Below are 24492 nucleotides of genomic sequence, written 5' to 3'. Positions count from 1 at the left end.
TTATTCAAATTATGGTAAATACCATGCTTTCTTTTTAAAACTTAAGGTATCTTTATCCACATCATCTAGGAACTCTTCTTTTGCATTAGTCAATGGATTATACCAATCTAATTTCTTTGATGCCCAGTCAAGCCATTGCTCAGTTGGTAATGATTTCTCCGGCTGAGTGTTTATAAAATCAAAATACTCTTTTAAGACATTATAATTTTTCCACCGGTGTGCATCGTTATAGAACTGTTTGAACTTATTTAATTCATTCTCTTTTTCAAGTTGTTTTTCAAGTTCTATTTTTTCTAATTCTTTTCTTTTTATTTCTTCAAGTTTTCTTTGCGCTCTCAGTTCATGCATTGCCAAAAAATCACTTTCAATTTTGATAAGAATTTTTGCAATTTGATCCTCAATGAGGCTTTTGTTAGAATCGACAAATTCATAAGTTCCAAATCGTCCCGCTTTCAGCGCAAGTTTTCCGTTAGGGATCAGCTCCCTGGTTTTCCATCTAAAATCAGTTTCTACCTGTACAGAATTACAGATTTCTCTAATAGAAATTTTCATCTCGTCGTCTTCATAGGCGATGATAGTTAACCCTTCTTCTTTTAAAACTACTTTATAGTTTAACGCTCGGAAGTTTTTAATAAGATTATCGAGTATTCTTAAAGATCGTGAAATATTTTTGGGAGTAACAATAATGCTTGGCATTCCTCTGCCGGTCTCTACAGTCCCTTTAATTCGACTGTATGCATCTGGTTTTATCTCTTTTAAATACTTCTGAGTATTAAGTATTATAATATCGGGTTTGCTTAGCCTGTCTGAAACTATTAGTATAAGATGCTTGTTGCTTTTTATACTTTCAGAAATCAAATCAATTTTTGGATCCTGCTGATAATGGCTTGACTTTGATTCATCAATATTAATTTTGATTTGCTCTTCTTTATTTTTATTTGGCAGTTTAATTACGGTAGTTTTTTTCCCGTATTGAATTTTCTGCCAGTGTCCCATCAATGGTGTAGGTATATTGTGCTTTTTACATATTTTCCTTAGGCCATTATCCGATAAATTGAATTCTTTGGCTAAAACAACCATTGGTGTTGACCATATTTTTTCATATAGTTCCAGCCTTGTTAGTATTAAAACATTCATATGAAAATTTTACGTATTATAAGTTATTCGGAGTGCTTGATTAAAACTACTAATTATAAACATATTAAGAGGAATGTAATATGAAATTTTTTTAGTTATTTAGCCAATATTTTGCCTTAATTAAAAGAAGATATTGAGCCATATATGCATTTTTTAAGTCTCTATTTTATTGATTTTATATTAAATGATTAAGCCCTTAATTACATTATTTGATAATTTTAAATGTAGGAGTTGTGCTTTACACTAATTCCTCCAAAATTTTCTCAGTAATTCTCTGATATCGATAATCTTTCAAAATAGAATCGAAAGATTTTAAAAGATTTTTTCTCTGCAAAATACTTTGCTCATCATTTGATTTTAAAGCATTGAATGCACCAACGATAAATTTTATAGTTTCCTGATCCCTGCCAAATCCTTGTTCTTTGTTTTTTCTCTTATTGTCAAGCAAAACTGCCTGATTAAATATATTGATTGAAGTATGGACATACTTACTGCATTGCTGAGTTAAATATCTAATTAACTGTCCAGAAAGATAAAAATGAGAAGAGCCAATAAAAAGTATCAGGAATTTTTCTATATCAATTAATTCAATGTGATCAAGATCCATATATTGAAAAACCAGTTCTTTCGACGGATTTATATTTTCAGCCTCCAGTAAATAGTCTAAGACGGTATTTGCTTTTAAATGACTTTGTTCGTTATGATAATAGTTCTTAAAAATAACTTGCAATGTCCATGATCTTGTGTAATGATTTCTTAATATGAGATCCTTAAGAAGTTTTTCGGCAGCATCTTCTCCATAAAGATAAGAACTATATAAAATTAAAAACAAAGCATTAGTATCATCTTTTCCTAACTTCTTGCTTTCAATCATTTTAGTAAAAACCGGGATAAATTTTTCAAAATTAATATTAACCATATATTGAAGTGACCAAAGAGCTGATACGGTAATATAAATATTGTTTTCATGGAGAAGGTAATTACTAAAAATTTCAAAGGATTTTTCGCGATCTAAATTGTTTAGATATACAAAGCGATTCAGCACAATGGCTTTTGCCTCAGCAGGACCGTCCTTTAAGATTTTTTCAATTGTATCAAAAGTGACCCCTTTAAATTTTTTGTTAGTTATCTCCAGTAAAGCTTTAGCCGCGATTCCATAATCAGTACCAATAGCAGCTCTCACTAAATCATCTTCAGAAGTTTCAGAATTAACTAAAAAATCTGTTTTTTTTGCTTTACTCCAATTAAGAGCGGAGTCAATAATATAGTTTAAGACTCCATTATCTTCAATATTAGATGCAATAATGTATCCGGCAATTCTGACAAAGAAGTTAATATCATCATGTTCAATGCTATTTACAGAAGGTTTAAGTTTTTTAAACAGCTTGTAAATTATTTCCGGATCATACTTTATTTCAATCAATCCCAACATTCCTAATAAGGGGTAGTTATGGTTGATTGTAATGTCTTCTATTGCTTGCTCTATAATTTCAACAGATCTTTCAGGATAGTTTCTTATGTGTTCTTTAAAAGCCCACGAGTGTTCCCTTAGCCCTCCTTTAAGGAAGTCCTCTGCAAAACCATCTCTTTCAACGTTATAGATACGAAATGAACTCAGCCACTGAGCTGTGGTCATTTTATTGTATGCCTGGTCATTCAGCGGTTTTCGCACTATACCTGCAAGGGGATTGCCTGAGCTGTAAGTCTCTTTAAAATTTTCAAATTTTCGATCTAATTCATCTCTTCGTTTTTTTAATTCGATATTTTCTTTAAATGTATTTTCGGGGAACCTCCTTAAAAGGACATGCTGTGTAAAACCCCATTTCAAGTGTAAGTAACTTTTTTCATTGTATTTACGAACTACCGTTTCAGTGGGAATTCTAAGACTTAAGACGAGTTGTACAATTTTGTTTTGCTGTTTGAGATTGAAAAACGTAAAACTGTTTTGAAATAAATCACGGAACTCCACTCCAAGGTCACTTGCAGTTAAAAAACATTTACTATTGTAAAAATGCATGAACAGTTTGTAAGTGTAGTCTGGATAAGTGTTAAGAGAACCGCTTATGGCATGAACAATAAGCCTCAGAACTGCCTCATATCTTGAAGTAAGATAATTATCAAGAAATTGTTTAAACTCTGGACTTTCTAATAATGTCATTTCACGTAGACAAGTAGCTAAAAGCCAATAATAATATCCGTCTTTATCGGAAGGTTTTTTAGTCTTTAGATTTACACCTGTATAAATATGATCGTCATAAAAATTCAAATAGTTATGATCATTTGATTTTAATTCTTCGATTAGATTCTTAAGCAAAGGCTGCGCTAATTTCCACGGAATTACAGTGGACAAAGTGGTAAGCAGCTTATTTTCCTGATAAACTGTATTTCTTACGGTCTCTTGTAATGTATTGTTGAGCAGTTTGTTTTCAAGTAGATTGAAACAATAATCAGGATTTGTCTGTGCTATTTTATATAGGGCTGCGTAATAAGTATGAGGATCATCATCTAAAAGGTTAGGGCATTGCTCGAAAAGTTTTAAGTATTTATCTGCAGGACAATCGTTTAAATAAAATAGAAGTGACTGCTTTACATCCGTGTCATTTAATTTCAATAGTAAATCCCATGCACCTTTTGTATTTTTATTTATATACCTATGTAAAAAACTTACGATGCTATTGATTTGATATTTGCCAAAATCTTCTGCATCATCCTTAATCTTCGGGTCTGGAGTTTCAAGACAGGTTTTAGTTAGTAAGCCCTTTTTATTGGCTGAGTGAAACCATGCATTGTCCTGAGCATTCTCAAAATATAATATTCTATATTCGATACTACTATAAGCCAGATCTGATAACAGTTCTATTTCTTGGTCAAAAGGAGAATCTTGGAATAAGATCCAGCAATAGCACATGTGCTTGATATGAAAAAAAATTTCATCGTCTTTAAAAATATTTTCTATTTGAGTAAAATATATTTTCGGATTGTATTCACGCAGGTAATTATAAATAATAAATTAAAATGTAACAATACACTACATCCCAAAAATGTCCAAAAAACCCAATAAAACAAGGGCTTAACACCGAAAAATGTCCAAAAATGCCATAAATTAAAATGTGCATTTATACCACTTTTTACTAGCTCTACATGTGCCTTTCAAAAAATTTTAGTTCCAGTTATTGACATAAGCAGTTAATTAATACTACTTAACTATAACTTTTAGCCGTAAAGCCTATAAAAACAAGATGTAAGCGATTATAATCTAAAAACTACACTATGACAAAGACTATTAATTTAGTCTTTTTTTATGCCATCTTTTGAACGCCAAATAAAATTGATTTTTTCACCATAAAAAAGTTGGGTGGACAGTTGGGTGGACAGTTGGATGGACAGTTGTATGTTTTTTTAGTACCCTACTAAGGGGGTATATGTGTATAAAAATACATATAAATGCGTATTTTTAAGCATATTCGTCATAGATAAAAACATATAGCAAAATACAAACAAATAGTTAAAGCGTTGTTTATTAATTAATTAAAAGAATGTATAAGATTTTGATTTGAAAAAAGTTATGTGTGTTGCATAAAGGTACACACATTCCAAATACACAACAGTATTATTCTAATCGTATAACTCCTACTACAATCGCAACCGCCCGCACTGAAGTTTTAGGAATCTTAAAAGGTGGATAGTGCGTTTTGTTGTCTGAAACACATTCTAGGTATTCGTTGTTGTCATCGCACTGAAACAAACGTTTAACAATTGCTCCTTGCTCAGTATCTAACACATACGGCTTTCCCCATTGAAAAAAAGACAAATCTTTTAGTGGTTTGCAAGCTAACAAATCACCATTACTGTATTTTGGATACATTGATGACCCTGAAACCCGGATTAAGTACTCAACTCCTTTACCTTCAAGTTCGGGTATCTTGTACCCGCTACTAATATCATATTGCATAACTTGACTATCTCCTTGGCCATAGCCAGCCATAGCTTCAATTGGTATCAATGGAAAACCTTTTCTTTCTTCTGTTTTACTAGTGACATGTTCAGTACTTTCTTTTATCATTTGTCCTATACCGGTTAATAGCCATTCAGCACTTATTTCTGGGTAAGCATGTAGAATTTTTTCAATAGAACTACTATTGATGCCAGAATTCTTAGTTATAGCTTTTCCGATTTGCCCTACAGATAGATCAGCAGCCACCGTTAGTGCGTTGTTGTTTATACCCTTGTAAGCCATGTATTCAGCCAGTCTCTCGGTCGTTGATTTACCCATAAAGAAAAAATATTGAAAAATTTCTACATTATATTGTTTGATATTGAAATAAGTCTATATATTTGTATTTATATAAATACACTTAAGACAATGGACAAATCTAGAAAAAAGAAATCACTCTACAATACGGAAATCCTTACTGAGCTGCAAAATAAATATGGTTTCGGAAGAGATTATATTTTAAAATCTATTAGAGGCGAACGCTCAGGAACAATTCCTATAAAAATTCAGGAAGAGTATAAGACACTTTTGTCTGCTTCAACTCAAGCGATCAGAAAACAAATCAACGAGTTATGAAAACTAAAACTATTTATCATGTAAATGATCTGTTCACTCACATGTATGTCGAAACTCAGTTTTTGTGCTGTGGTAAAATTGTTTCTACCGTTTGCAGCTCAATAGTGCCAATCTAAAATTTGTTGAATTTCCAAAATAAAAATCATGCCTTATATATATTCAAATAAAACCGTAGCTGTTGAAGCCATAGAACTTGTACCAAGATTTTGGAACAAGTTAGGAACCTTGCAAAAGGAGTTAAAAAGATATGAGGGAAAACGATTCGGTATTAAGCGATTACTAGTAGGAGGCAACGGAAGAAAGCTTTTAGTAGATTTTGACAGCCTTTCAAGTGAAATTCAAGATGCCCTGGGTGACCCTCGAAAAGCTGAGCATCCATTACAGCCGTTTTTCGAATGGGACTCTGAGGCCCCGGAATACTATTCAAAATTTAAAAGGGGTGGCACTACGATTTTAAAAAGTGAAGAACAGGAAAGATATATTATAAATGCTAGCGTAATGCAGGCAGTTGTAAAATTAGAGCAGGCACGCATACAGGAAAGATTAAAAATGAAACTCACTTTAGTGGGCCTGGTGGAAACTTTAAGATATGATGTTGAAAGTTTTCAAAGTTACTTAAGATCGAAACATGAGGTTGAGCACACACTTCCGGTTTCAATACGATTTAAAGAGCTTTTAAAAGACTTTAAAGAAAACAAGTTTCTCTCTTTGATAAAGGATCCTGCCGGAACTGGAAAGCAGAACGCTCGTAAAGTAGACGAAAAAACAGAAATGATCTTAAACGGTCTATTCAAAAATCAACTACACAAGCCTACACCTACCGATATCGCACGTAATTATGACGCTTTTTTAAACGGGTATGCAGAGGTATACAACGAAGATACAGGCGAGATGTATAATCCTAAAGAATTTAAAACACTCTCCCAGGCTACGATCATAAATTACATCAATAAATGGGAAAACACTCTTGCAACGTACAAAGCAAGAAGCGGAGATCGTCAGGTTTACATGGGCAAATTTAAACCACACCATCAAATGGAAATGCCGACAATGGCTGGCTCAATAATTTCAATTGACGATAGACAGCCCCCGTTTGTTTATAACAAACAAGGTGACAGAGCTTGGTTCTATCTAGGTGTCGATATAGCCTCACAAGCGATTACAACAGTAGTTTACGGAAAAAGTAAAGAATCGATTCTTTTAGATTTTTACCGCCAGATGGTTCGAAATTATACCGAATGGGGTTACTGTTTGCCTAACGAGTTAGAATGTGAAAGCTCATTGAATAGTAGTTATAAAGATACACTACTAAGACCAGGAACGATGTTTCAAAAAGTTAAAATCGAAGCGAACAACGCCCGTGGAAAATACATTGAAAGGATTAACGGTAAGCTGCGATATGAAATAGAGAAAACTGCAATGGGCTGGATTGCCAGACCAAAGGCAAAAAGCGAAGCGAACCAATTAAGTAGTGCTAAAAAACAGATCATTCCTTTTGATATTTTGATTAATGAAAGAATGCTGGAGATAGAACAGTTTAACAATAGTGCGCATCCGGAAAATGCATCAATAAGCCGCTGGGATTACTTCGAACAGAACCAGCACGCAGATTTAAAGCCCACTAATTGGCAACTAATACTGCCACATTTAGGCTTCACTACAAAAACATCATGCAATGCCGGATATATAATGTTACAGGGAAAGAAAAGAGCGATTGCAGAGAATGGGAAAATATTAACCGGTGAGGCTTTAATTCAGCAGATGCGAGTTATAGAAGGAAAAGAGTTTGATGTTTACTGGATTGACGGGAACGAAGGACAGGTTTTAAAAGCCATGGTTTATTACAACGAAAGATTTGTATGTGAGATCATGGAAATGCCAAAGTACAACAGAGCAACTATTGAAAGAACAGAGAAAGACAATGCAGCTCTGCAGTTACAAAGCAGTTATGTTGCCTCAGTTGATCTTTTCGAAAAAAGGCAGAGAAACAAGATCGAAAACGTACAAATAATCGATAACACGCCTAAAACAGTTAATTCGAATTTCAAATTTAAAAATGTCAAGCGTTACGAAGCGCGCGAGGAACCTGCAGAAGTATTTGCTGACGATGATGAAAACGACGATCAACTCCCATACATACCGCAACAAAATGCGGTACCAAGCTGGAAAAGAAATTTTATGTAACCCAAAAAATATAAAGAAATGAACTTAACTAACGAATTCAGAACAAAAGTAAGACAAGCAATACTTGACAAAAGAGAAAATTACGGAGGCTCAGATGCTGATTTTTCTAAAAGTTTAGGATTAAAACACTCCATATACAGCCGTCTAAAGAATGGTGAGATCGAAAGAATAATTAGTGACACTGTTTGGATTACAATCGGGCGTGAATTGCAAGTAAAGGTGTTTGAAGATAACTGGAAGGTTGCCCGAACATCAGTTTACACTGAAATTGAGGATAACCTTAATTTCTGCAAAGAATTAAGCCGCTCGATGGTACTTGTTGATGATTGTGGTATCGGTAAAACCTTCTGCACGAAACACATCATCAAAAGAATGAAAAATACTTTTTATGTAGACTGTTCTCAGGCAAAATCCAAACAGCTTTTTATCCGTCTGCTGGCTAAAACAATCGGTATAGATAACAAGGGTAAATATTATGATGTTTTGGCAAATTTGAAATATTACATCACAACCCTTGAGAAACCTCTTATTATCTGTGACGAGGCTGGGGATTTAGAATATACTGCATTCTTAGAACTAAAAGGCATCTGGAATGGAACCGATGGGGTATGCGGATGGTATATGATGGGCGCTGACGGTCTGAGAGATAAAATAAACAGAGGAATTAAAAACCAAAAAGTGGGATATGCTGAGATATTCAGCCGTTTTTCAGACGAATTTATCAAGCTTACACCAAGTGGAAAAGTTGACAGACAGGCCTTTTATAGTCAACTGATTGGAGACGTAGCCTCAGCTAACCTGCAAGATAAAAGCAAGGTAAAACCATTAATTAATAAGTGTCTGCAAAAAGAATCAACCCTTAGATACCTGGAGACATTAATCAAAATAGGAGCATAAATATGGCAAGAGCAATATCCTTAAAGACATTATACGGAAAGAGCTTCGATGAATACGAATTTACGGGTGTTTGGCTGGATGTTCTAGGTCAACCTGAAAAAGGTAAAGTATGGCTGATTTATGGCAATGAAAAAAATGGTAAAACCTTGTTTGCATTAAAGCTAGCTGAATATCTCAGTCAATTTGACCCTGTTTATTATATATCAGCAGAGGAAGGCACAGGAAAGTCGTTTCAACAGAACGCAAAAAACAGGGCTAAAATGGATGTAAAAAAAACAAATATCAAGTTTCTGGAGTACACGGAACTTGACGAAGTTGAAAAAATCCTGTCCAGACGCAAGCCTCCAAAAGTTCTATTTTTTGATAATATGACAGTTTACAATGATGAACTGGCCTATGGAAGGTTTAAAAAATTTATAATGAAGTACCCTAAAACAACGATGGTTTTTATTGCCCACGAAGAACGAGGCGAACCCTATACCGCAACTGCCAAGCTCTGTAAAAGATTAGCAAGGTACATATTGAGAGTTAAAGGAATGGCGGCTTTTGTATCTGGAAGCTGTCCAGGAGGAACGATAGTAATAGATGAACATTCAGCCCAGCTGTGTCACGGAAGTCAAATTAATAATTAGAAGCTATGAATACAATAAACGAAATATTGGGAATAACTGCAGAAGAATTTGAACTAGATCGTTTCAATGCTTATTGGAAATGGTGCGAAAAATTAACTGCTAATGTCAGAGACACACAAAAAATACTAGCCTATCCCCCTTTAAGCAGGTATTACAACGCTGAGATCGATAAATGCGAAGAAGAATTTCGCTTAAGGATCAAGAACTACCAACACAGTGAAACAGTCACTGTAAAAGACCGAAAAAGGCTTTATGAGCGATGCACAGAGATAGTACACCAAACGTGCCGCCCCATTCCATTAATAAACGCAGCAATCAGCTCACAGGCGGCAAACAGGGAACTAAATGTAAGTGTACTGTGTGTAGCCGTAAGAGGTGTAAAACTTGACAGTATAACCTTAAGATTGAACTAAGATGAAACGAACCAAACAACGTCTTGAAAATGTTATCGAAGAGATTGAGCAATGGATGTTCGATAATGCAAAAGAGCATGAAGCCCGTGGCCTGATGGAAGAAAAATTAAGAAAAGCAAAACAAGAACTAGCAGAATATAAATGATGAAATTTTATTCACCCCCGCCCCGTCTTGTCAACCTCGGTTTAGTACTGCAGTACGACAAGGAAGTCTTTAAATGTGAACTAAAAGAAGAAAGCTTCTTAACATGGAATGACAGATTACTTATTAACCGCGAACGTGCCCGAATTATGGCAAAAGATGATTCTTACAGGCAGGAAACTTCACTAGAAACTAAGATATATCAGATTCTACTGGAGATCGATAAGAATAACTGGAAACCTCTTAAACCAATAGAATATGGAAAAGTTTTTTGACATACAACCAATAGCCAGATCGGAGCCAGTTCCGGTGATCAGGAAAAAGAGATCTTCTTTTGATAACCGCAGGTACAAACTGCATCAAAAAGTAAAAGATATCTGCGAGCTCCAATCAAAACAGCGCACCATCATTGTGCATTACGCAGCTGAGATTTCAAATAAGTTCATCATCGAACTGCAGACGAAATTTCATTACAACATTCAATCAGAAATGTTTGACACCAACAAAATAGAAGTAATAGAACCAACAATAGTAAATAATTGAAAATATGGAAAATCAAAACAAGCCTATAATAAAACTTTCGGATTTGTCACCTGAACAGATTAAAGAATTGACAATCGAGGCAAAAGAAAGTGCAAAGGCTGAACGAAAGAAAAAGCAGGAAAACTATAAAGCATTTAAAGAACTAGGTGCTGAATTTTTAGAGAGAAACATCAATTCACTAGCTAATCTGAGAGGTGTTAACGAAGCAGCCATTTTAAAAGTGTTTAGAGATTTTGAACCGACACTGGCTATTAGAAAAGAGCTCTATGGAGAAAGCAACCAGGACAGCTATACAACGACACTCCCGGACGGTTCTAAAAGTATCACAATTGGCTTTAATGTGGCGATCAGTTTCGATGGAACAGAACCTGCAGGTATAACAAAAATTAAGCAGTACCTGGCAACGCTATCCGGGGGAGATAACAACAATGCCAGAAAGCTTGCAGCAAGTCTTAATTTACTTCTAAAACCTAATGGTAAAACGGGAATGCTAAAACCCAATGTTGTTCTGCAGCTTAAAGCACTAAGAGACGAATACGACGATGAAGGCTTTGACGATGGTATCGAAATAATCGAAAAAGCGCAGATTTTCACCAGAACTACGCAGTATGTACGTGGATGGAGTTACATCACCGATGAAAACGGCCAACGTAAAAAACTAACTTTTAACTTTTCAGTATAACAATTTAAACATAAAAGCAATGAATACGAGTAAAAATAGAATTCAGTCCAAAGATACGATGCCAGATGTATTAGCAAAAATGTCTGATGGGAATTTTGGAGCAGTAGATGCTCTAATGAAATTGTTAGCATCTGATCATGTTGACCCTGATAATTACTTTGGAGGACTTGGAGTAATACTGACTTTAGATACGTGGCAGATTTACGGAACCGATATATATGTTTTGTACAGCGATATCTGTGATAAAGACATAGTGAAAATGATTGCTGTTTTAAGGGCTACACAAATGGGATTGTTTGCTGAGTCATTGTTAAAAGATGCTTGCAGCAGACAAGATTATTCGGGCAGAGACATAGTACCAGTTAATGAGCTGTACGAGAAAGTAAAGCAAAAGCTTCCAAAATTTAATTCAAAAATAAAATAATAATCAATGGGGAAAAGGATATTAATATTAAAAAAAGTAAAAGACTATTTAAAAAGGATTCTAGGGATTTCTGAACTAGAAATTAAAGTTTTGAGGCTTGAAAAAAGACTTGAAAAAGTTATTGATAAGCATGACGAGCTTTTTAGAATGGCCTCTGAAGTAACACAAGACAATAGGGTTATTCTTAGACACATAAAGTTCATTAATTCACATTTTTTTGTTGCGTCAGATATTGGATTCGGTAAATATGAACCTACAGTTGTATTGATTTTCTATAGAGGAAGCCAGGAAATAGTAAAATCTTTCAAATTTGAAAATCATACGGTCGAACATATACACAAAATGATAGAAGGTTTTGGAAAGGAAAGTAATCATGTTGACCAACCTCGTGGATTTCCGAAACCACGATTTAGATATTAAAAAAAACTTCCTGATAGGTTAGTTAATTCGGTATCCGGAGAATACGGTTTTTGCAGGTTCGAATCCCGCCTCCGGAGCAAATTTTAAAAATAGCAATATGAAAAACAGAGTCAAATTATTTCAGTTTACAGATTTAGTACAAGCAGTCCTTTTAAAGACTGTCAACGAAAAGGAAAATGATTGTATCAAGGTTAGTGTTTACGGTTATACACCTGGATACGATCATTTAGAATTCAGTTATGATATAGAGTTCCCAAATGAAAATGCTAGAGACCTAACATTTGATGAAATAACATCGGATTTGATGTTTGAAGACATTAAGACAATTATTAAATCATCTAAAATTCCAATCTTAATATAAATATGGCACGAAGCAATGATAATTATAGAAGTCAATTTAAATCAGGTGTGTGGTACGAACTAGAAAAGTTTCCTCTGCAGCAACAAGATTTTTTAAAAGTTTTGGGTCACTCAGAGGACTGGATTCATCCTGATTTTAACCCTGATGGAACTAGGGAATGCTTTATTAATGGAGATTTAGGATGGACATCTGCACGGTACGTAGATCATCAGGATTGCTATATAGAAGATACTGAAAGTTCACCAACTCACTTTATGATCATTCCGTCAATCGAAACTCATCCTATTAAAGGAAGTATCAAGATTAGAAAAGGAAACAAAAACCAAGAACCAAAGGTTGTTTTTGTAGCTGGATTTGGTAAGATTGGTTACTGGATTTGTAATGCGATAAATACGGGAGAAACCTTTTTTTCAAACGAAGAAGATTTAATAGATTATGATTTTACACTATTTGAAAAAATGGTACTAGGCTGGAGAATATGGAATGCAGATATGACTAAAAAAAGACTAGAAAAACACTTAAAAAAATTGCAAAATGATCAAAAATAAACCATTTGTTTATTCGGGCTCAGGAAGCGCAATAGACAATTACAATGCCCCAAAACCTGTAAAAAATGAAAGCTGGGGAGCATTTGATAAAAACAACAAACAGCATCTTACTATCATGGCCCTCTGCAGAAACCGGCAATGGGTAAAGCCAGATGATAAACACCCATCAGGAGAAGTCGCAGACATGGATGGAGCCTTTAGTGAATTCTTAAAATCTGAACGTTCACCGGTGAAAAAACCTTTAATGGACATGACACCACAGGAGGTATCAAAAATTATCATAGCAATGAGCGGAGTCGTTAATCATAAATGGAGCAAATAAATGAAAGTACCTATAAAATTACTAAAAGACGAAGTATTTAGACTAAAACAGATACTAGCTAATCCCATGAATGTCCTGGAAGAATTTAGCAATCCAGAAATGGTTTCATGGAAATCTTTCGAGGATAAAAAAACGCAACTTGAAACTGAACTAAATGATGTTCATACAGCACTTTCACAAATTGACCCTGATTTTAAAGTTGAGTGATGGAAAACACAATAGATTGTCCACACGATCAAACACTTTTAAGAGTTATCGACAGCACAGCAACTTGCGAAACAACAGCAGAGTTCTGCACAGAATGTAAAAAACAATTATCTAAACCTAAAACTGAATGTTAAAATGAAAATAGAATTTGAAATAACAAACAATCAACTGTCATTTTTAAATGAAGCGATTGCATATCATTTAGTCGATCCGGTTCAGGCTACATCGAAAGAGAATAAGAGTTTCATTTATCTAATGTTTGACATTGCAAATAAATTGCTTAAAAAAGCAATCGAAAAAAGAGGTGTTAAAAAAGCTTTTAAACTGACTTTAAAATTCTATGAAGCAGTAGCTGTTCATCAGTTTCTTTTAATTTTTATCGACCAGGGGACTACAAGAGAACAAAAAAGAGTAACACGTGAAATACTTGCCATAATTAATCAAAAAATAGTGTAATGGAACCGCTTACAACCTATCGAGCGAAAGGAAAAGAAATAGGCTTGGTATTTCTGTTTAAATACGATTTAATGGGGAATTTTAGACTATTTGAAGTATGTGAGGGCGTTCTGAACCACGACCAGCGCCAATGGCTTTTAACCGGATATCTTCCGGAAAATGCCAAATTTGAGAACGGGAAGGAACTGCTAGCACAGCTAGAACCAAGATTCCCATATGAAGAAAAGACTATGAAAACAGTTTGGATGAAACTTAAAAAATATCTTAAGGTTTTTGAGATCGAAGTTTCGCCTGCAGATTTAAGTTTTGAAGCGTTGTGGCTTTTGTATGATTACAAAGAGAGCAAGAAAAAAGCAGAAGGTTTATTTAAGAGATTAACGGAAGAACAAAAAATCAAATGCTTTATTCAAGTTCCAAAATACAAAAAGAAGCTTGCAAAAGGAACTATAGCACAGGCGCTCTTAAGTACCTGGCTTTATCAAGAAAGATTTAACGACGAATATTAAAAATTATGGCAAAACAATTTGTAAAAATTACGCAAACTTATGCAGCAAAAAACAGGCTTTGTACTGCAATTATAGATTATTTTGAAAGCATTGATCACTGCTTATTTACAAACAAGGAAAAAGCAGATCAAGATGTAAAAAGGCGTTACAGCGAAGCCTTACAGAGTTACAAAGGGAAAGCTGCAGTTCCAAAATTGGATAGCCATAAGAATAGCAAAAGCGGAAGTTCCTATTACATCGATGGTGTTATCCATATTTCAATTTATAACGTAGAAAATGACCTATCATGAAAAAATTTCATTTAGAAAAACAGTTTGAATTTTATTTGGACAAGGTTAACCTTAAGAAAGAAAACATGTCTGAAATACAACTGCAGGAAACAAAAAGGGCTTTTTATGCCGGTGTAGCGCAGATGTGGAAAATGTTTGTTGAAATTGGAGATATGGAAGAAGAAAACTGCGACGCTGTTTTTAATGATATTGATGATCAACTTGCAATTTTTTGGCTTGATGAAACGATAAGTACGGATTTCCGTAAAATGAATTAAAAAGAATGATTTAGATTTGTGCTCATGGAAAATCAGAACGAAATAAGATTGACAGACGACGAAATAAGAAACAAGTACTATCTGGAAAGAGATAACAGAATTTATGAGTTAAGCAGAGATTTAAAACGAAAATTACTGCTAGTTTATATTGCTGGTTTTGTAATATTTGTCTTAATTTGCTTTTTTTATCTCTTTTATTAAACATAAAATTTATTAACTATTCAATACAAATACAATGAGAAAAATTACCTTATTTTTAGCCCTAACAATTTTAACTGCCTGCAGTAATGACGAAACAATAAAAGAAGTTGTAAAAGAAGTTCCAGTAGAGGTTATAAAAGAAGTTCCTGTTATAGTTGATAATACAGCTCCAAATACATTAGTAAAAACCGAAAATTGGTTGAAATCTCATTATAATGGTTATGGCAGTGCGAACGCAGCTAATATTTTGAAAACCGAAATAAAAAAATGCTTAGACGAAGGCAATAACTATCAATTTTTTAATATCTACGTTGGTGATCACAGACATGATAAAAACGATGTGCCTGGCGTGGCAGGGTATGGTAATCCAAGTACTGTAATAGTAGTGTTTTTTAAAAATAATAAATCACAAGAAATCAGAGTTTATTTGCCTGAGGGACAAAATTTAAGATACACCGATTATCTAACTGTAAAACAAACCAATTATTCATTTGTTGATGACTTCTTTAAAAATGAATTAATAGGCTCAATGACTAAGGAAGATTTTTTAAAATTATAAGTATTTATTAATTCAAAACCATGCTTCCGGGCATGGTTTTTTTTTGCTCTAAAGTTGGGTTGACACGTATTAAAATACTATATATTTTTGTCACATGTCAGCCTCCCAACAATCTCATACCAATACCATAAAGAAAGCATTGCTGGTAAAACAGATGCTGGATGAGCATTACGAGGCAGGGAACCAATCTAAAATGATGGCAGGGATTTTGAGAACTAAGATAAGTAAGGTTTACCCAATGTCATACAGAACTTTGCAGCGATACCTTAAAATTGCAAAAAAACACACAGAAAAAACAGCAAATCAACTAACATTATTTTAAATGAAATACATCTTCTTACTTTTCAGCATGGTTTGTTTTTCTCAGGAATATCATATCGACAATAAGGATATAAATGCCTTAAAAGTGTATGAAGTAAACGCCAGGGAGCAGGCAGATATTTTGGTTTATTTTGTCAACAACAAAAATCAGATCACAAAAAAAGGATGCTGGTATGTTGATCGAAAAACACCAACAAGCAAACCGATCAGATATGTAAGTTTTCCACAACAGGCAGATGTCAAAATTTACAGGGTTCGGACAAAAGAACAATTAGAAAATTAAAAAGGAGGCTAAATAGCCTCCTTCTTTTTTTGTTCTTTGATCTGTCCATCAACATTGGGTTTATCGAATTCCCCAGTTTCAAAAACAGGATTTGAAATAAGGTCTTTTGGAAAAGATTCAAATTCAAAAATCAGACTATGGTAATCCGCCACCGCGTTATCGATTGGTACTTCTGAAATAAACTTCAAAGCAGAATTCATAACAAGTTTTCTACCTTCCAAAATCTCCTGCAGTATGCCGCAATAAACAAAACGATTCATCCCGACTAGATTATTTGGAGCTACATTACTCATGTCGTTTTCTTCATCAATTAGCAGATGTAGGGTGATCTGAATCAGCCTTGGCCTATCTTTTCCCTGACCGGTTACGGTATAGTCGATAAAAAGAGCCGGAAGCGAAAAAAATTCGTATTGTTCCGGGTCCTCGGGCTGACCTCGGTATATGTCAATAAAGAAGTTTCCATTCAATCCCCGGTCTTCAAACTTTTGTTTTTCAGCTTCAATAATACTATACAGATTTAAAAAAGGAATTTTCATTTTTTTGTTTTTAAGTGGTTCTCATCGCTTTTTCAAAGCGGTCAACAATTAGTTTTTCTATGTCTCTGGCCAGTTTAGCACTATTACCTATAAATTGGCGCTGTGGAATTGTAGTATTCATTTTCCTGCGATGTGCTTTGATTCGATGTGATGATACGTTTTGAGCCGGCACAGCTTCTACATTCCCTTTTCTCGATCTGGTGTGCGCTTTTCTGGTGTGCGCTTTTTTGGTGTACGACTTTACATTGGCAGAGGCGGTAATTTTACCGCCGTTGTTATGTATTTCTGCGTAGGGAACATCGGTTCCGATCTTCACCTCATTTTGATCTGCCTTTATTTTTCGGATACTTCGCTTTAACCTTCCGGTGTTTACTAGTATTGTCTGGCTTTTTCGTTTACCTCCCTGACGTCTTTGCTTTCTTGCTTTCCAGGCTTCTTTATTTTCGTCATACCACGCCTGATCTCTAAAGCGGTCTTTACTAAACCTTACAGCCAATACAGCCACTTCATTTGGTAGTGCTTTCCTAGCTTTTATCAGGTTATCTACCATTTTTATAAACTCGTTCATTGCTGTGAGTTTTAAAATGCAAGCTCTCCGCTTCGAATTACACGCATTAATATTTCTATCATCGCTTTTTCAAATTGCTGCGGGTTCATTTTGTTGAATTCCTCAGATTTAGTGGATAGATTCTCAACCAGACTACCTATATTAATAGTCAGGTTCTTCGCCTGTCCTCCCCCTGAAATCTTATTGGCATCATCAACCGGGCTCGCAGGTGCTACTGGTGGCATTCCTCCCCCTGGTGCGTCGTCCGGTTCATCTACCAAATCAGTATCGGATGGATTTTTAGCATCAAGCATTACTTTTGCAGTGATTTCTTCCAGGTTCGGAAATTTGAAGTTCTTAACCTTATCAATTGCTCCGGTGAAATTCAGTGTAAAAATGTCGTACATGATATCAGCAATTTGCCCTAGGAGTTCTTTCATCCATATTAATATGGGTTTGACTTTTAGATATAAGTCAGTAAAAGACCCTTTAAAACCCGTTATTGCTTTAATACCGTTCCATATTGTTGTAAATACAGTGACGAATACACCAATTAGAATTTTTACATAGTTCCATACGGTTCTGATACCGAACGTTGCAATTTTGAAAGCCCATTCAAAGTAAATTCCTAAAGCTGCAATGACATCTCTAAAAATTACGGACTCATTCCAGAGATTTTTGAAATAGTTGATCATATCCAAAACTTTATTACCGGCAGCAGACATAATCGGCAGGAACAATTCACCAAATTTGATTATGTAAACCTGTATTTGATTCCAAACAATTTTCCATGATTCCATTGGGGTCAAAGAGTCTTGATAAGCTTTGCTTAATGCGCCCTGACTATTTATCGATGCATCAATAGCACTTTCCAGTCCCTTAATATCCTGAATAAGTGTTCCAAAACCCACTGATGAACTCTGGTCTAGTCCTAAAGAAGCCATTTTTTTCATTCTCTGGTTATCAGTCAAACCTGCCATTTGTTTATCCAGCTGTTTCATGATATCCAGTATAGGTTTCACTTTTCCGGTTTTAACATCAAAAACGTCGATACCTATTTTCTTAAACTGCCCTACGATTTTGGTATTTGATAGTGATCTCATAATACCTTCTAAAGCCGTAGAGGATTGCTCAGTGGAAAGTTTGGTTGTAAGTGCAGCGTAAGCCCCTGCAGTTTCATCAAGTGCAAAACCCACATTCTTTGCCAGGGGAATGATTTTTGGCAGATAGTTGGCAATGTCTTTAAATTCAGCATTACCTGACTTTACAGTAGCAAATAAGATATCATATACCCTGTTCACATTCTCCCCACTGGATGACATTACTGCAACTGCAGAACCGGCTACAGTTTCAATATCTGTGAATCCAGCTTTTGCTGCTCTAAGTGTTGGCTCTAAAGCTTCCATTGACTTATTGACCGATAAACCTGCAGAAATAATTCTGTTAAAAGCCTTCGGGATTTCCTCGAGAGGTGCAACGTTCCGGCTTCCGATCTCGAGCAGCTTATCTGATAACTTTTTGAGTTTATCCCGCGAGAGCTCTGCCGTGACGTTAATTTGGGCCATGCTTTCCCACCAGGCATTGGCCTGTTTTGTTGCGTAACCTATTGCAGCGCCTACTGCACCAATGCCGGCTACCGTTAAGGCAAGCGGATTGGCCAATAAGGATAACGCTTGTCCCAGCTGTGGTATTTCACCTCCTAAAGAACTAAGCATTTTAGAACCGCTTGATCGTAGGGAATTAAGTTTCCCCTGCATTTGGTTAACGGCCTTGTTAACTTTGTTTTTTGCACTATTTAATCCCATGTTGAGTTTATCTCTCAGGGATATGTGCAGTTCCATTCTTGCTGTTGCCATTTATATATAAATAATTTGTTATATTTGCACTATCAGGCTTGAACATCGAGGTTTGCGGACCGCGGTTCCTGATATTAAGCAGCCTGTTTTACAATAGGCTGCTTTTTTTATACAGTTCTTTTCCTTCTGCATCCAGGATTAAAACCCCTTTAAAGTGTGTTTTATCGGTGTTTAAAAACCAAGTGTCCAGTTTTTGTTTTAGCCACTCTTTTTTTAGTGTACTTTCCTCAGTAAGCATTATGACAGCATACTCACTTTTGCCTGCAGCATTTTCCAAATGACGTTTAATATGTTTTCCGTTTCCGGTCAAATATTTAAACTCGACAATGGTATCTTTCCCTTTGATCTGTATCAGGGCATCTGCATTTTTAGCATCAAGGTGTTCGTACCAGCGCTTAGGATAAAACCTCTTTTTTAGTTCCATTTCCTTACCGCTGATATCTGGCAGCAGTTCCACTTTACTTATAGATTTATACTTATCAATCAATGTCCTGCTGATAATGCTGTTATTGTGCAGCTCATGCGCGTGGTGATTGATATGTGTAAGCAATGGCTTGTCTTTGTAATAATCGACACGAAAAGCACTTTCGACAGGAATCAGCTTTAAGGTTTTCACCAAAACATGCTCTGGAATTTCAACGTAATACGGATGCCCTTTTGGAAATACCAAACTGTCCGAAGCTAAATTTGTTCTGAACATTTTTGGAATTACAATATCCGGGGTTTTGTTTGCCGGGGTTGTACTTGTTTCTAAAGTCTGTACAGCTTCACATCTACAGCCCCAACCATTAGGAGGATAGTGCGAAGCCCAGAACACATCATCTATATGTTTTACAATACCATCGAGTACCTGGTGCTCAGCACGCACTGCTGAGTCTCCAACAGTCTGGTATTCGAGATTTGGGATTACATCCTTATCTTTTTGAAACTCTGTCCATCTTGCTGCATTTTGGCTACTGGACACCGCTGTGTTATATTCGGTTTCCATCCAGTTTTCATTGTAACGGTCCGTTACTTTTGAAGCTTCATTTTTAAAATCAGAAAATGAGCGCAGTTCTCCATTTTCATCTTTGAGAAGATTGGTTAAATCCCTCATTTCCTGATAATTTTTAGCACTTGAAAACTGCCATACATCACGGGTTAAGCGCTGCATCATTTCCGTGTCCGGAGCATTCCAATCCACGTTAATACTGTTGTATTGTTTTGCTGTTATTCTTGCCAGTTCCTGAGCGGTTATACTTGCGAGCTCTGCATTGTAATCTGAATTGTAAGCATCCTTTAAAACACGATTTACGGCTTCTTCAACTGCCTTTTTATAGGCTTCTGACGGTTCGTTCTCTGCTTCTGCAGTAAATAATGTACCTGCACATTTTGGACACCCGGCATCATAAAGTTTTGGCTTATGCCCCTCACCGTCTAAGGGGCCTACTGAAAATTTTCAAAAAGCCCTTTTCCTTTTGCTTTTGGTGTCTTCTTTTTATCGTCTTTTTCAGGAGGAACCGCAGCAGTGGTTTTCACCCCGGTGATCGGAATATTAAAAGTGGTTGCTATCCATTCGGTATCAATCTCAAATTCGCTTATCGCTTCCCACACCATTTTCCAATGCTCAGACATACTCATAGTTTCTGTTTCATCGAAAACAAATTCCATTTTAGTATTGTCAAAAGGGAAACCCATTTGCTGCAGTACTGGGAAAAGCTGATCGTTTACAATAAAACCAAAGAAACGTTTGTCATTAGTGGCAATCTTATCGTCAAGTGTTCTCTCATGCACTTCGGTCTGGCTTCGGTTCCCAGCAGTGTCGGTCATCGTTGCGCTTCCTACAATCGGCTTACTGATCTGCTCGTCATGCAGTCTGATCTGCTTTTCGTAGGTGTTAACAGGATTGCCGGCATTTGCAAGATCATGTATTTTTACATCGGTTCCGTGAGGCATAACAGCCTGTGAAGCTTCACCAAGTGCTCGCAACATCGTTTCGATACGTTTAATATCATTTCGATTGGTAGTAGTAGCGGTAATCAGGGGCATTCCAAACTTTTCTGAAAATTCTGCCCATGCCTGCATAGCGTTACGTTTCCAGATAATATTTGGAATTATACTATTTATAATTCCATACTTCGATCTGTGGTTTATTTCAATAATTCCGGGTACCTCCATGTAATCAACATACTTCGTCCCAAAAGCTTCCAGATACATGCGCTGCTCGGTTATGGAAATATTACGGAATGGCACTGGAACCACTTTCAATTTTTCCTCTGCAGAAATTATCTGCACTACATTGTACTTATGTACAAGAGCATCGCAGCAGGCTTCTAAAAACTGATAAAACCATTGTTTTTTCAGGAATTTAGTTTGTTCCTCTAATGGCTTTCCGGTGGATGAATCTTTAACATAAAATCGGTGATTCATCGTTGCAGCGTTGCGGATAACCAAAACACTTTCCACATGACCGTCTATGATCATTTCGTCAATTAAATCCTGCATGGCAGCCCAACGGGGTTCATTCGGGTTTGAAGCTGCAGTCATTGCCTTACGCCATTTCTGTATGTCTTTTCGGGTCATGTCCTGAAACTCGGCCACTATCGCTTTTATGATTGCTTCATCACTTTTTTTTGCTGCAGGTGCCTTTGCCTGAAATGCCGGTGCTGAAGTGTATTTTCTTCTTTTTATAGTCATTTTGAAATGCTTTTATCTTAATACTTGTGATCTTGCGGAGGTCGGGCGCTCCATATTTTAACCTCTGAATAGGTTTCCCCGGAATCGTCAGTTATCTCCGGTAGATCAGCGGGAATTTCTCCTTTACCCACACCACGCATCCAGTCCAGTGCGTCCTGATATCGGTCATCCCTGTGTTTAGGAATATCTTTCATCCCTGTTTGTGAATACAGATGATAAAGGGCCACATCAATCAGCAGGGTGACTATAAACTCATCACGGACCGGCAGATTATAAAAAGCCGGCAGATCGTAACGTTTACCAACGTATTGTCGCAGCTGGTCAGTGGCCGTTTTTTCGGCTCTTACCAATTTGGTGGAATTATAAAAATCCTGAGCAGTCAGGAGCCTTACAATCTCCTGTTTAATCTGCATTTCGTAGTCTTCTTCTAGTATATATCTCATGCTGATAGCGTATTAATAATGTCTGGTTTTCATGCTTGCTCTCGATGTGGTATGTACATCGAAGCTGCTCACAAATGTGGCTTTGTTCAGATCGGCCATGTTTCCCTGGACAGCATCGGGTGCATCATCATTGGCTCCTGATCCTTTTTCAAATGCCAGATGTTGGTCTATGGCTGTAGTTTGATCTAAAGTTTCCTTTTCTTCTTCATTCCAAAACACACGAAGGCGCTCGAAATGGCCTGAATTAGCCTCTATACGTTCATATTTCCCGTCTTTTGGCCTTTTGTCCGCTATAACCGGTATGTGATATCCTCTGTAATCCCCTTCGACATCAAAATCACTTACAAACTCGTCCATTGCAAAAAGCCCTTCGATTTTATAGACAATCGGGTAGCGTTCGAGTTTCTTTTTTTCGTACAGATCATAAAGCCAGGATGCGCAGACACTTCTTGATGTCTGTCTGCAGAATGAAAAAATGATATGAAAGTCACGTCCTTTTTTACCCATCAGGAACATGGCCTTGTAATCTCCCTTGTCTTTGTAACTCAAATCCCCGTAAAACTCTAAAGCATCATATTGGTCGAGCTTCGCCATCTTACAGTGCTGCATCCATTCGGGTTTAAAAATGGCGCCATCCATAAGCGGAGTACACATGTACTCACGCATCCAGCTTCGATATGGTGTAGCCAGTCGTTTTTCAAGCCAATACTGAGCGGTATATTTAGCCGGCCAGCTTGGTGTAAACTGATCGTCCAGAACCGCCTTGGTTTTGATATGGTGATACGGGTTTTTGAATCCCTGTTTTTTACTCTCTTTATTGGCTACTTTGGAAAGCTCAATAAGTTTGGCCATGATTGAATTTTTGTGAATCAGGTTGTTATTAAAAACAAAGCGCTCTTTTCCCTTATCAAAACAACCCCATAGTGTACCGGTGATATAGTCGATTGCCTCACGAATAAGTCTGTCATTGTTGCATCGTTTCAGCGTGTCGATATCGTCGCACCCAATATAGTCGGGTCTGAATTCTCCAAACCTTAATCCCCTTGGGTCTTGTCCAAATCCTAAAGCATGGAAGTGAATGCCGCTTTTAGTAGTGAAATTTCCTTCTGCCCAATCGCCCTGGTTAAACTGCTCGCCATAGTCGTTTATAAATCGGGTATTGTGTTTAAGGTGCGCCTGTACGTCAGAAATCAAACGTTTGGCTTTTTCTTCGTTCTCTCCGATCAGAAGCATGAAGTTCATTTCCTTTTTTACAAATCCCAGATATAAAGGCACCCCTAACATAGTATGAACCGACTTTGCAGAACCCCTAAAAGCATCATTCAGAAGTTTGCAAACCTGATTTTTGATAATGATGTTTGATATCGTTTTATGAAACGGTGCTGATCTGCAGGTTGCATAATCTTTGAAGTAGTATTCAAACCATGGAATATAATCTGCTTCCAAGTCTTTGATTCGCTTCAATTTTTCCTCAGGTGTCTCATGTATGTTTATGGTACATGCTTTTTCGATGCGCTTGACATGCGCATCGTAGAACCTGGTTAACTTGTCATAATTTATAGGTGCTGCCATTATCCCTGCATTTGAATTTTATGCAGCAGGAACTGCTTATGAATGGCAGTTTGTTTGGCCGCTTCTTTTGGGTCAATCTGCGAATGAAATGTGTCAAGTTCCATCAGCACCTCCATAATGACAGTTGGATTTGATTTTTTGGCCATGTAGTCAAAGGCTTTCATTACTCTTCCAAGTGCAACCGAATCAAATGAGGCTTGTCCTCCTTTACTTATGTTAATTGCTTCTTTAAGAAGTAACTTATTTAGCTCTAAAGGGCTTCCCTGCAGTAGTTCTTTAGCTTCATCCCAATTGTATTTATCACGCCAGGCAGCAATCGTTTTAGGATGCTTCCCGAGTTTCTCCGCGATAGCTTTTATCGTAAAGTTTTTCTCGATATAAAGCATTTCCGCAACGCTTATTTCCGCGCTCTTTTCTACTAATTCTGTCTTTTTCATGATGCAAATGTGTCACTAAAAAGACCCTTTAAAAATTAGTTAGGACACTCTGTCTCAGTGTTTTTTGATT

32 protein-coding genes are annotated in these 24492 nt (G+C 36.3%); 21 read left to right on the top strand and 11 right to left on the bottom strand.

Annotation, left to right across the window (positions count from 1 at the left end):
* Positions 1–9 precede the first annotated feature (9 nt).
* From ACHRV3_RS14305 to ACHRV3_RS14295, 3 genes are all read right to left on the bottom strand, one after another.
* A complete protein-coding gene (locus ACHRV3_RS14305) occupies positions 10–1137 on the bottom strand; it encodes a hypothetical protein (protein WP_395435117.1) in 1128 nt (375 codons plus the stop codon).
* A 238-nt stretch (positions 1138–1375) separates the two neighbouring features.
* Positions 1376–4045: a hypothetical protein gene (locus ACHRV3_RS14300; protein ID WP_395435118.1), complete on the bottom strand. Its 2670-nt coding sequence runs from the start codon at positions 4043–4045 to the stop codon at positions 1376–1378.
* A gap of 702 nt (positions 4046–4747) precedes the next feature.
* Positions 4748–5410, bottom strand: a complete 663-nt coding sequence (locus ACHRV3_RS14295) for a helix-turn-helix transcriptional regulator (protein WP_395435119.1) — start codon at positions 5408–5410, stop codon at positions 4748–4750.
* Positions 5411–5500: 90 nt separating this feature from the next.
* Here ACHRV3_RS14295 and ACHRV3_RS14290 point away from each other — a divergent pair, with 90 nt between their 5' ends.
* The 21 genes from ACHRV3_RS14290 (at position 5501) to ACHRV3_RS14190 (ending at position 16355) form a co-directional block, all read left to right on the top strand.
* Positions 5501–5707, top strand: a complete 207-nt coding sequence (locus ACHRV3_RS14290; RefSeq protein ID WP_395435120.1) for a hypothetical protein — start codon at positions 5501–5503, stop codon at positions 5705–5707.
* Positions 5708–5851: 144 nt separating this feature from the next.
* Positions 5852–7891 (top strand): hypothetical protein, encoded by a 2040-nt coding sequence (locus ACHRV3_RS14285; RefSeq protein ID WP_395435121.1) that lies wholly within the window; start codon positions 5852–5854, stop codon positions 7889–7891.
* 18 nt (positions 7892–7909) lie between these two features.
* A complete protein-coding gene (locus tag ACHRV3_RS14280) occupies positions 7910–8788 on the top strand; it encodes an AAA family ATPase (protein ID WP_395435122.1) in 879 nt (292 codons plus the stop codon).
* A gap of 2 nt (positions 8789–8790) precedes the next feature.
* Complete coding sequence (locus tag ACHRV3_RS14275; RefSeq protein ID WP_395435123.1) at positions 8791–9420, top strand: hypothetical protein; 630 nt, start codon at positions 8791–8793, stop codon at positions 9418–9420.
* 5 nt (positions 9421–9425) lie between these two features.
* Positions 9426–9833, top strand: coding sequence for a hypothetical protein (locus ACHRV3_RS14270; RefSeq protein WP_395435124.1), 408 nt, complete (start codon positions 9426–9428; stop codon positions 9831–9833).
* 1 nt (position 9834) lies between these two features.
* Positions 9835–9978 carry a hypothetical protein gene (locus ACHRV3_RS14265; RefSeq protein ID WP_395435125.1) on the top strand — a complete coding sequence of 48 codons (144 nt, stop codon included), beginning with the start codon at positions 9835–9837 and terminating at the stop codon, positions 9976–9978.
* Between the two features lie 255 nt (positions 9979–10233).
* The gene (locus ACHRV3_RS14260) at positions 10234–10518 is read left to right on the top strand and encodes a hypothetical protein (protein WP_395435126.1); all 285 of its coding nucleotides are present in this window, start codon (positions 10234–10236) and stop codon (positions 10516–10518) included.
* Positions 10519–10522: 4 nt separating this feature from the next.
* Positions 10523–11200: a hypothetical protein gene (locus tag ACHRV3_RS14255; protein ID WP_395435127.1), complete on the top strand. Its 678-nt coding sequence runs from the start codon at positions 10523–10525 to the stop codon at positions 11198–11200.
* A 19-nt stretch (positions 11201–11219) separates the two neighbouring features.
* Positions 11220–11624, top strand: coding sequence for a hypothetical protein (locus tag ACHRV3_RS14250; protein WP_395435128.1), 405 nt, complete (start codon positions 11220–11222; stop codon positions 11622–11624).
* A gap of 6 nt (positions 11625–11630) precedes the next feature.
* Positions 11631–12044: a hypothetical protein gene (locus ACHRV3_RS14245; RefSeq protein WP_395435129.1), complete on the top strand. Its 414-nt coding sequence runs from the start codon at positions 11631–11633 to the stop codon at positions 12042–12044.
* 97 nt (positions 12045–12141) lie between these two features.
* Positions 12142–12405, top strand: a complete 264-nt coding sequence (locus ACHRV3_RS14240) for a hypothetical protein (protein WP_395435130.1) — start codon at positions 12142–12144, stop codon at positions 12403–12405.
* A 2-nt stretch (positions 12406–12407) separates the two neighbouring features.
* A complete protein-coding gene (locus ACHRV3_RS14235) occupies positions 12408–12953 on the top strand; it encodes a hypothetical protein (RefSeq protein ID WP_395435131.1) in 546 nt (181 codons plus the stop codon).
* Positions 12940–13275, top strand: a complete 336-nt coding sequence (locus tag ACHRV3_RS14230; protein ID WP_395435132.1) for a hypothetical protein — start codon at positions 12940–12942, stop codon at positions 13273–13275. The genes ACHRV3_RS14235 and ACHRV3_RS14230 overlap by 14 nt, the downstream gene beginning before the upstream one ends.
* On the top strand, positions 13276–13482 hold the full coding sequence (locus ACHRV3_RS14225; RefSeq protein WP_395435133.1) for a hypothetical protein: 207 nt from the start codon (positions 13276–13278) through the stop codon (positions 13480–13482).
* A gap of 135 nt (positions 13483–13617) precedes the next feature.
* A complete protein-coding gene (locus ACHRV3_RS14220) occupies positions 13618–13938 on the top strand; it encodes a hypothetical protein (protein WP_395435134.1) in 321 nt (106 codons plus the stop codon).
* On the top strand, positions 13938–14444 hold the full coding sequence (locus ACHRV3_RS14215; protein WP_395435135.1) for a hypothetical protein: 507 nt from the start codon (positions 13938–13940) through the stop codon (positions 14442–14444). The genes ACHRV3_RS14220 and ACHRV3_RS14215 overlap by 1 nt, the downstream gene beginning before the upstream one ends.
* A 5-nt stretch (positions 14445–14449) precedes the next feature.
* The gene (locus ACHRV3_RS14210) at positions 14450–14734 is read left to right on the top strand and encodes a hypothetical protein (protein ID WP_395435136.1); all 285 of its coding nucleotides are present in this window, start codon (positions 14450–14452) and stop codon (positions 14732–14734) included.
* Positions 14731–14991, top strand: coding sequence for a hypothetical protein (locus ACHRV3_RS14205; protein WP_395435137.1), 261 nt, complete (start codon positions 14731–14733; stop codon positions 14989–14991). Before ACHRV3_RS14210 ends, ACHRV3_RS14205 begins: the two co-directional genes overlap by 4 nt.
* A 235-nt stretch (positions 14992–15226) precedes the next feature.
* Positions 15227–15751 carry a hypothetical protein gene (locus ACHRV3_RS14200; RefSeq protein ID WP_395435138.1) on the top strand — a complete coding sequence of 175 codons (525 nt, stop codon included), beginning with the start codon at positions 15227–15229 and terminating at the stop codon, positions 15749–15751.
* A 94-nt stretch (positions 15752–15845) separates the two neighbouring features.
* Complete coding sequence (locus tag ACHRV3_RS14195) at positions 15846–16073, top strand: hypothetical protein (RefSeq protein ID WP_395435139.1); 228 nt, start codon at positions 15846–15848, stop codon at positions 16071–16073.
* Positions 16074–16355: a DUF6150 family protein gene (locus ACHRV3_RS14190; protein ID WP_395435140.1), complete on the top strand. Its 282-nt coding sequence runs from the start codon at positions 16074–16076 to the stop codon at positions 16353–16355.
* A gap of 8 nt (positions 16356–16363) precedes the next feature.
* Here the strand turns inward: ACHRV3_RS14190 and ACHRV3_RS14185 are convergent, their stop codons facing one another.
* From ACHRV3_RS14185 to ACHRV3_RS14150, 8 genes are all read right to left on the bottom strand, one after another.
* Positions 16364–16891 carry a hypothetical protein gene (locus ACHRV3_RS14185; protein WP_395435141.1) on the bottom strand — a complete coding sequence of 176 codons (528 nt, stop codon included), beginning with the start codon at positions 16889–16891 and terminating at the stop codon, positions 16364–16366.
* 10 nt (positions 16892–16901) lie between these two features.
* Positions 16902–17459, bottom strand: a complete 558-nt coding sequence (locus ACHRV3_RS14180) for a phage virion morphogenesis protein (RefSeq protein WP_395435142.1) — start codon at positions 17457–17459, stop codon at positions 16902–16904.
* A gap of 11 nt (positions 17460–17470) precedes the next feature.
* Positions 17471–19294 carry a phage tail tape measure protein gene (locus ACHRV3_RS14175; protein WP_395435143.1) on the bottom strand — a complete coding sequence of 608 codons (1824 nt, stop codon included), beginning with the start codon at positions 19292–19294 and terminating at the stop codon, positions 17471–17473.
* 88 nt (positions 19295–19382) lie between these two features.
* Positions 19383–20477, bottom strand: a complete 1095-nt coding sequence (locus ACHRV3_RS14170) for a phage minor head protein (protein ID WP_395435144.1) — start codon at positions 20475–20477, stop codon at positions 19383–19385.
* Positions 20478–20719: 242 nt separating this feature from the next.
* Positions 20720–21970, bottom strand: a complete 1251-nt coding sequence (locus tag ACHRV3_RS14165; protein ID WP_395435145.1) for a DUF935 family protein — start codon at positions 21968–21970, stop codon at positions 20720–20722.
* Positions 21971–21987: 17 nt separating this feature from the next.
* Positions 21988–22413, bottom strand: coding sequence for a phage protein Gp36 family protein (locus ACHRV3_RS14160; protein ID WP_395435146.1), 426 nt, complete (start codon positions 22411–22413; stop codon positions 21988–21990).
* 12 nt (positions 22414–22425) lie between these two features.
* Positions 22426–23985 carry a hypothetical protein gene (locus ACHRV3_RS14155; RefSeq protein ID WP_395435147.1) on the bottom strand — a complete coding sequence of 520 codons (1560 nt, stop codon included), beginning with the start codon at positions 23983–23985 and terminating at the stop codon, positions 22426–22428.
* The gene (locus tag ACHRV3_RS14150; RefSeq protein ID WP_395435148.1) at positions 23985–24422 is read right to left on the bottom strand and encodes a hypothetical protein; all 438 of its coding nucleotides are present in this window, start codon (positions 24420–24422) and stop codon (positions 23985–23987) included. Before ACHRV3_RS14150 ends, ACHRV3_RS14155 begins: the two co-directional genes overlap by 1 nt.
* Between the last annotated feature and the right edge of the window lie 70 nt (positions 24423–24492).

Source organism: Flavobacterium sp. FlaQc-49, assembly GCF_044005985.1.
Lineage (GTDB): Bacteria > Bacteroidota > Bacteroidia > Flavobacteriales > Flavobacteriaceae > Flavobacterium > Flavobacterium cupriresistens.
Note: the sequence above shows the minus strand (reverse complement) of the source record. Positions and strands in the feature narration are given on the sequence as shown.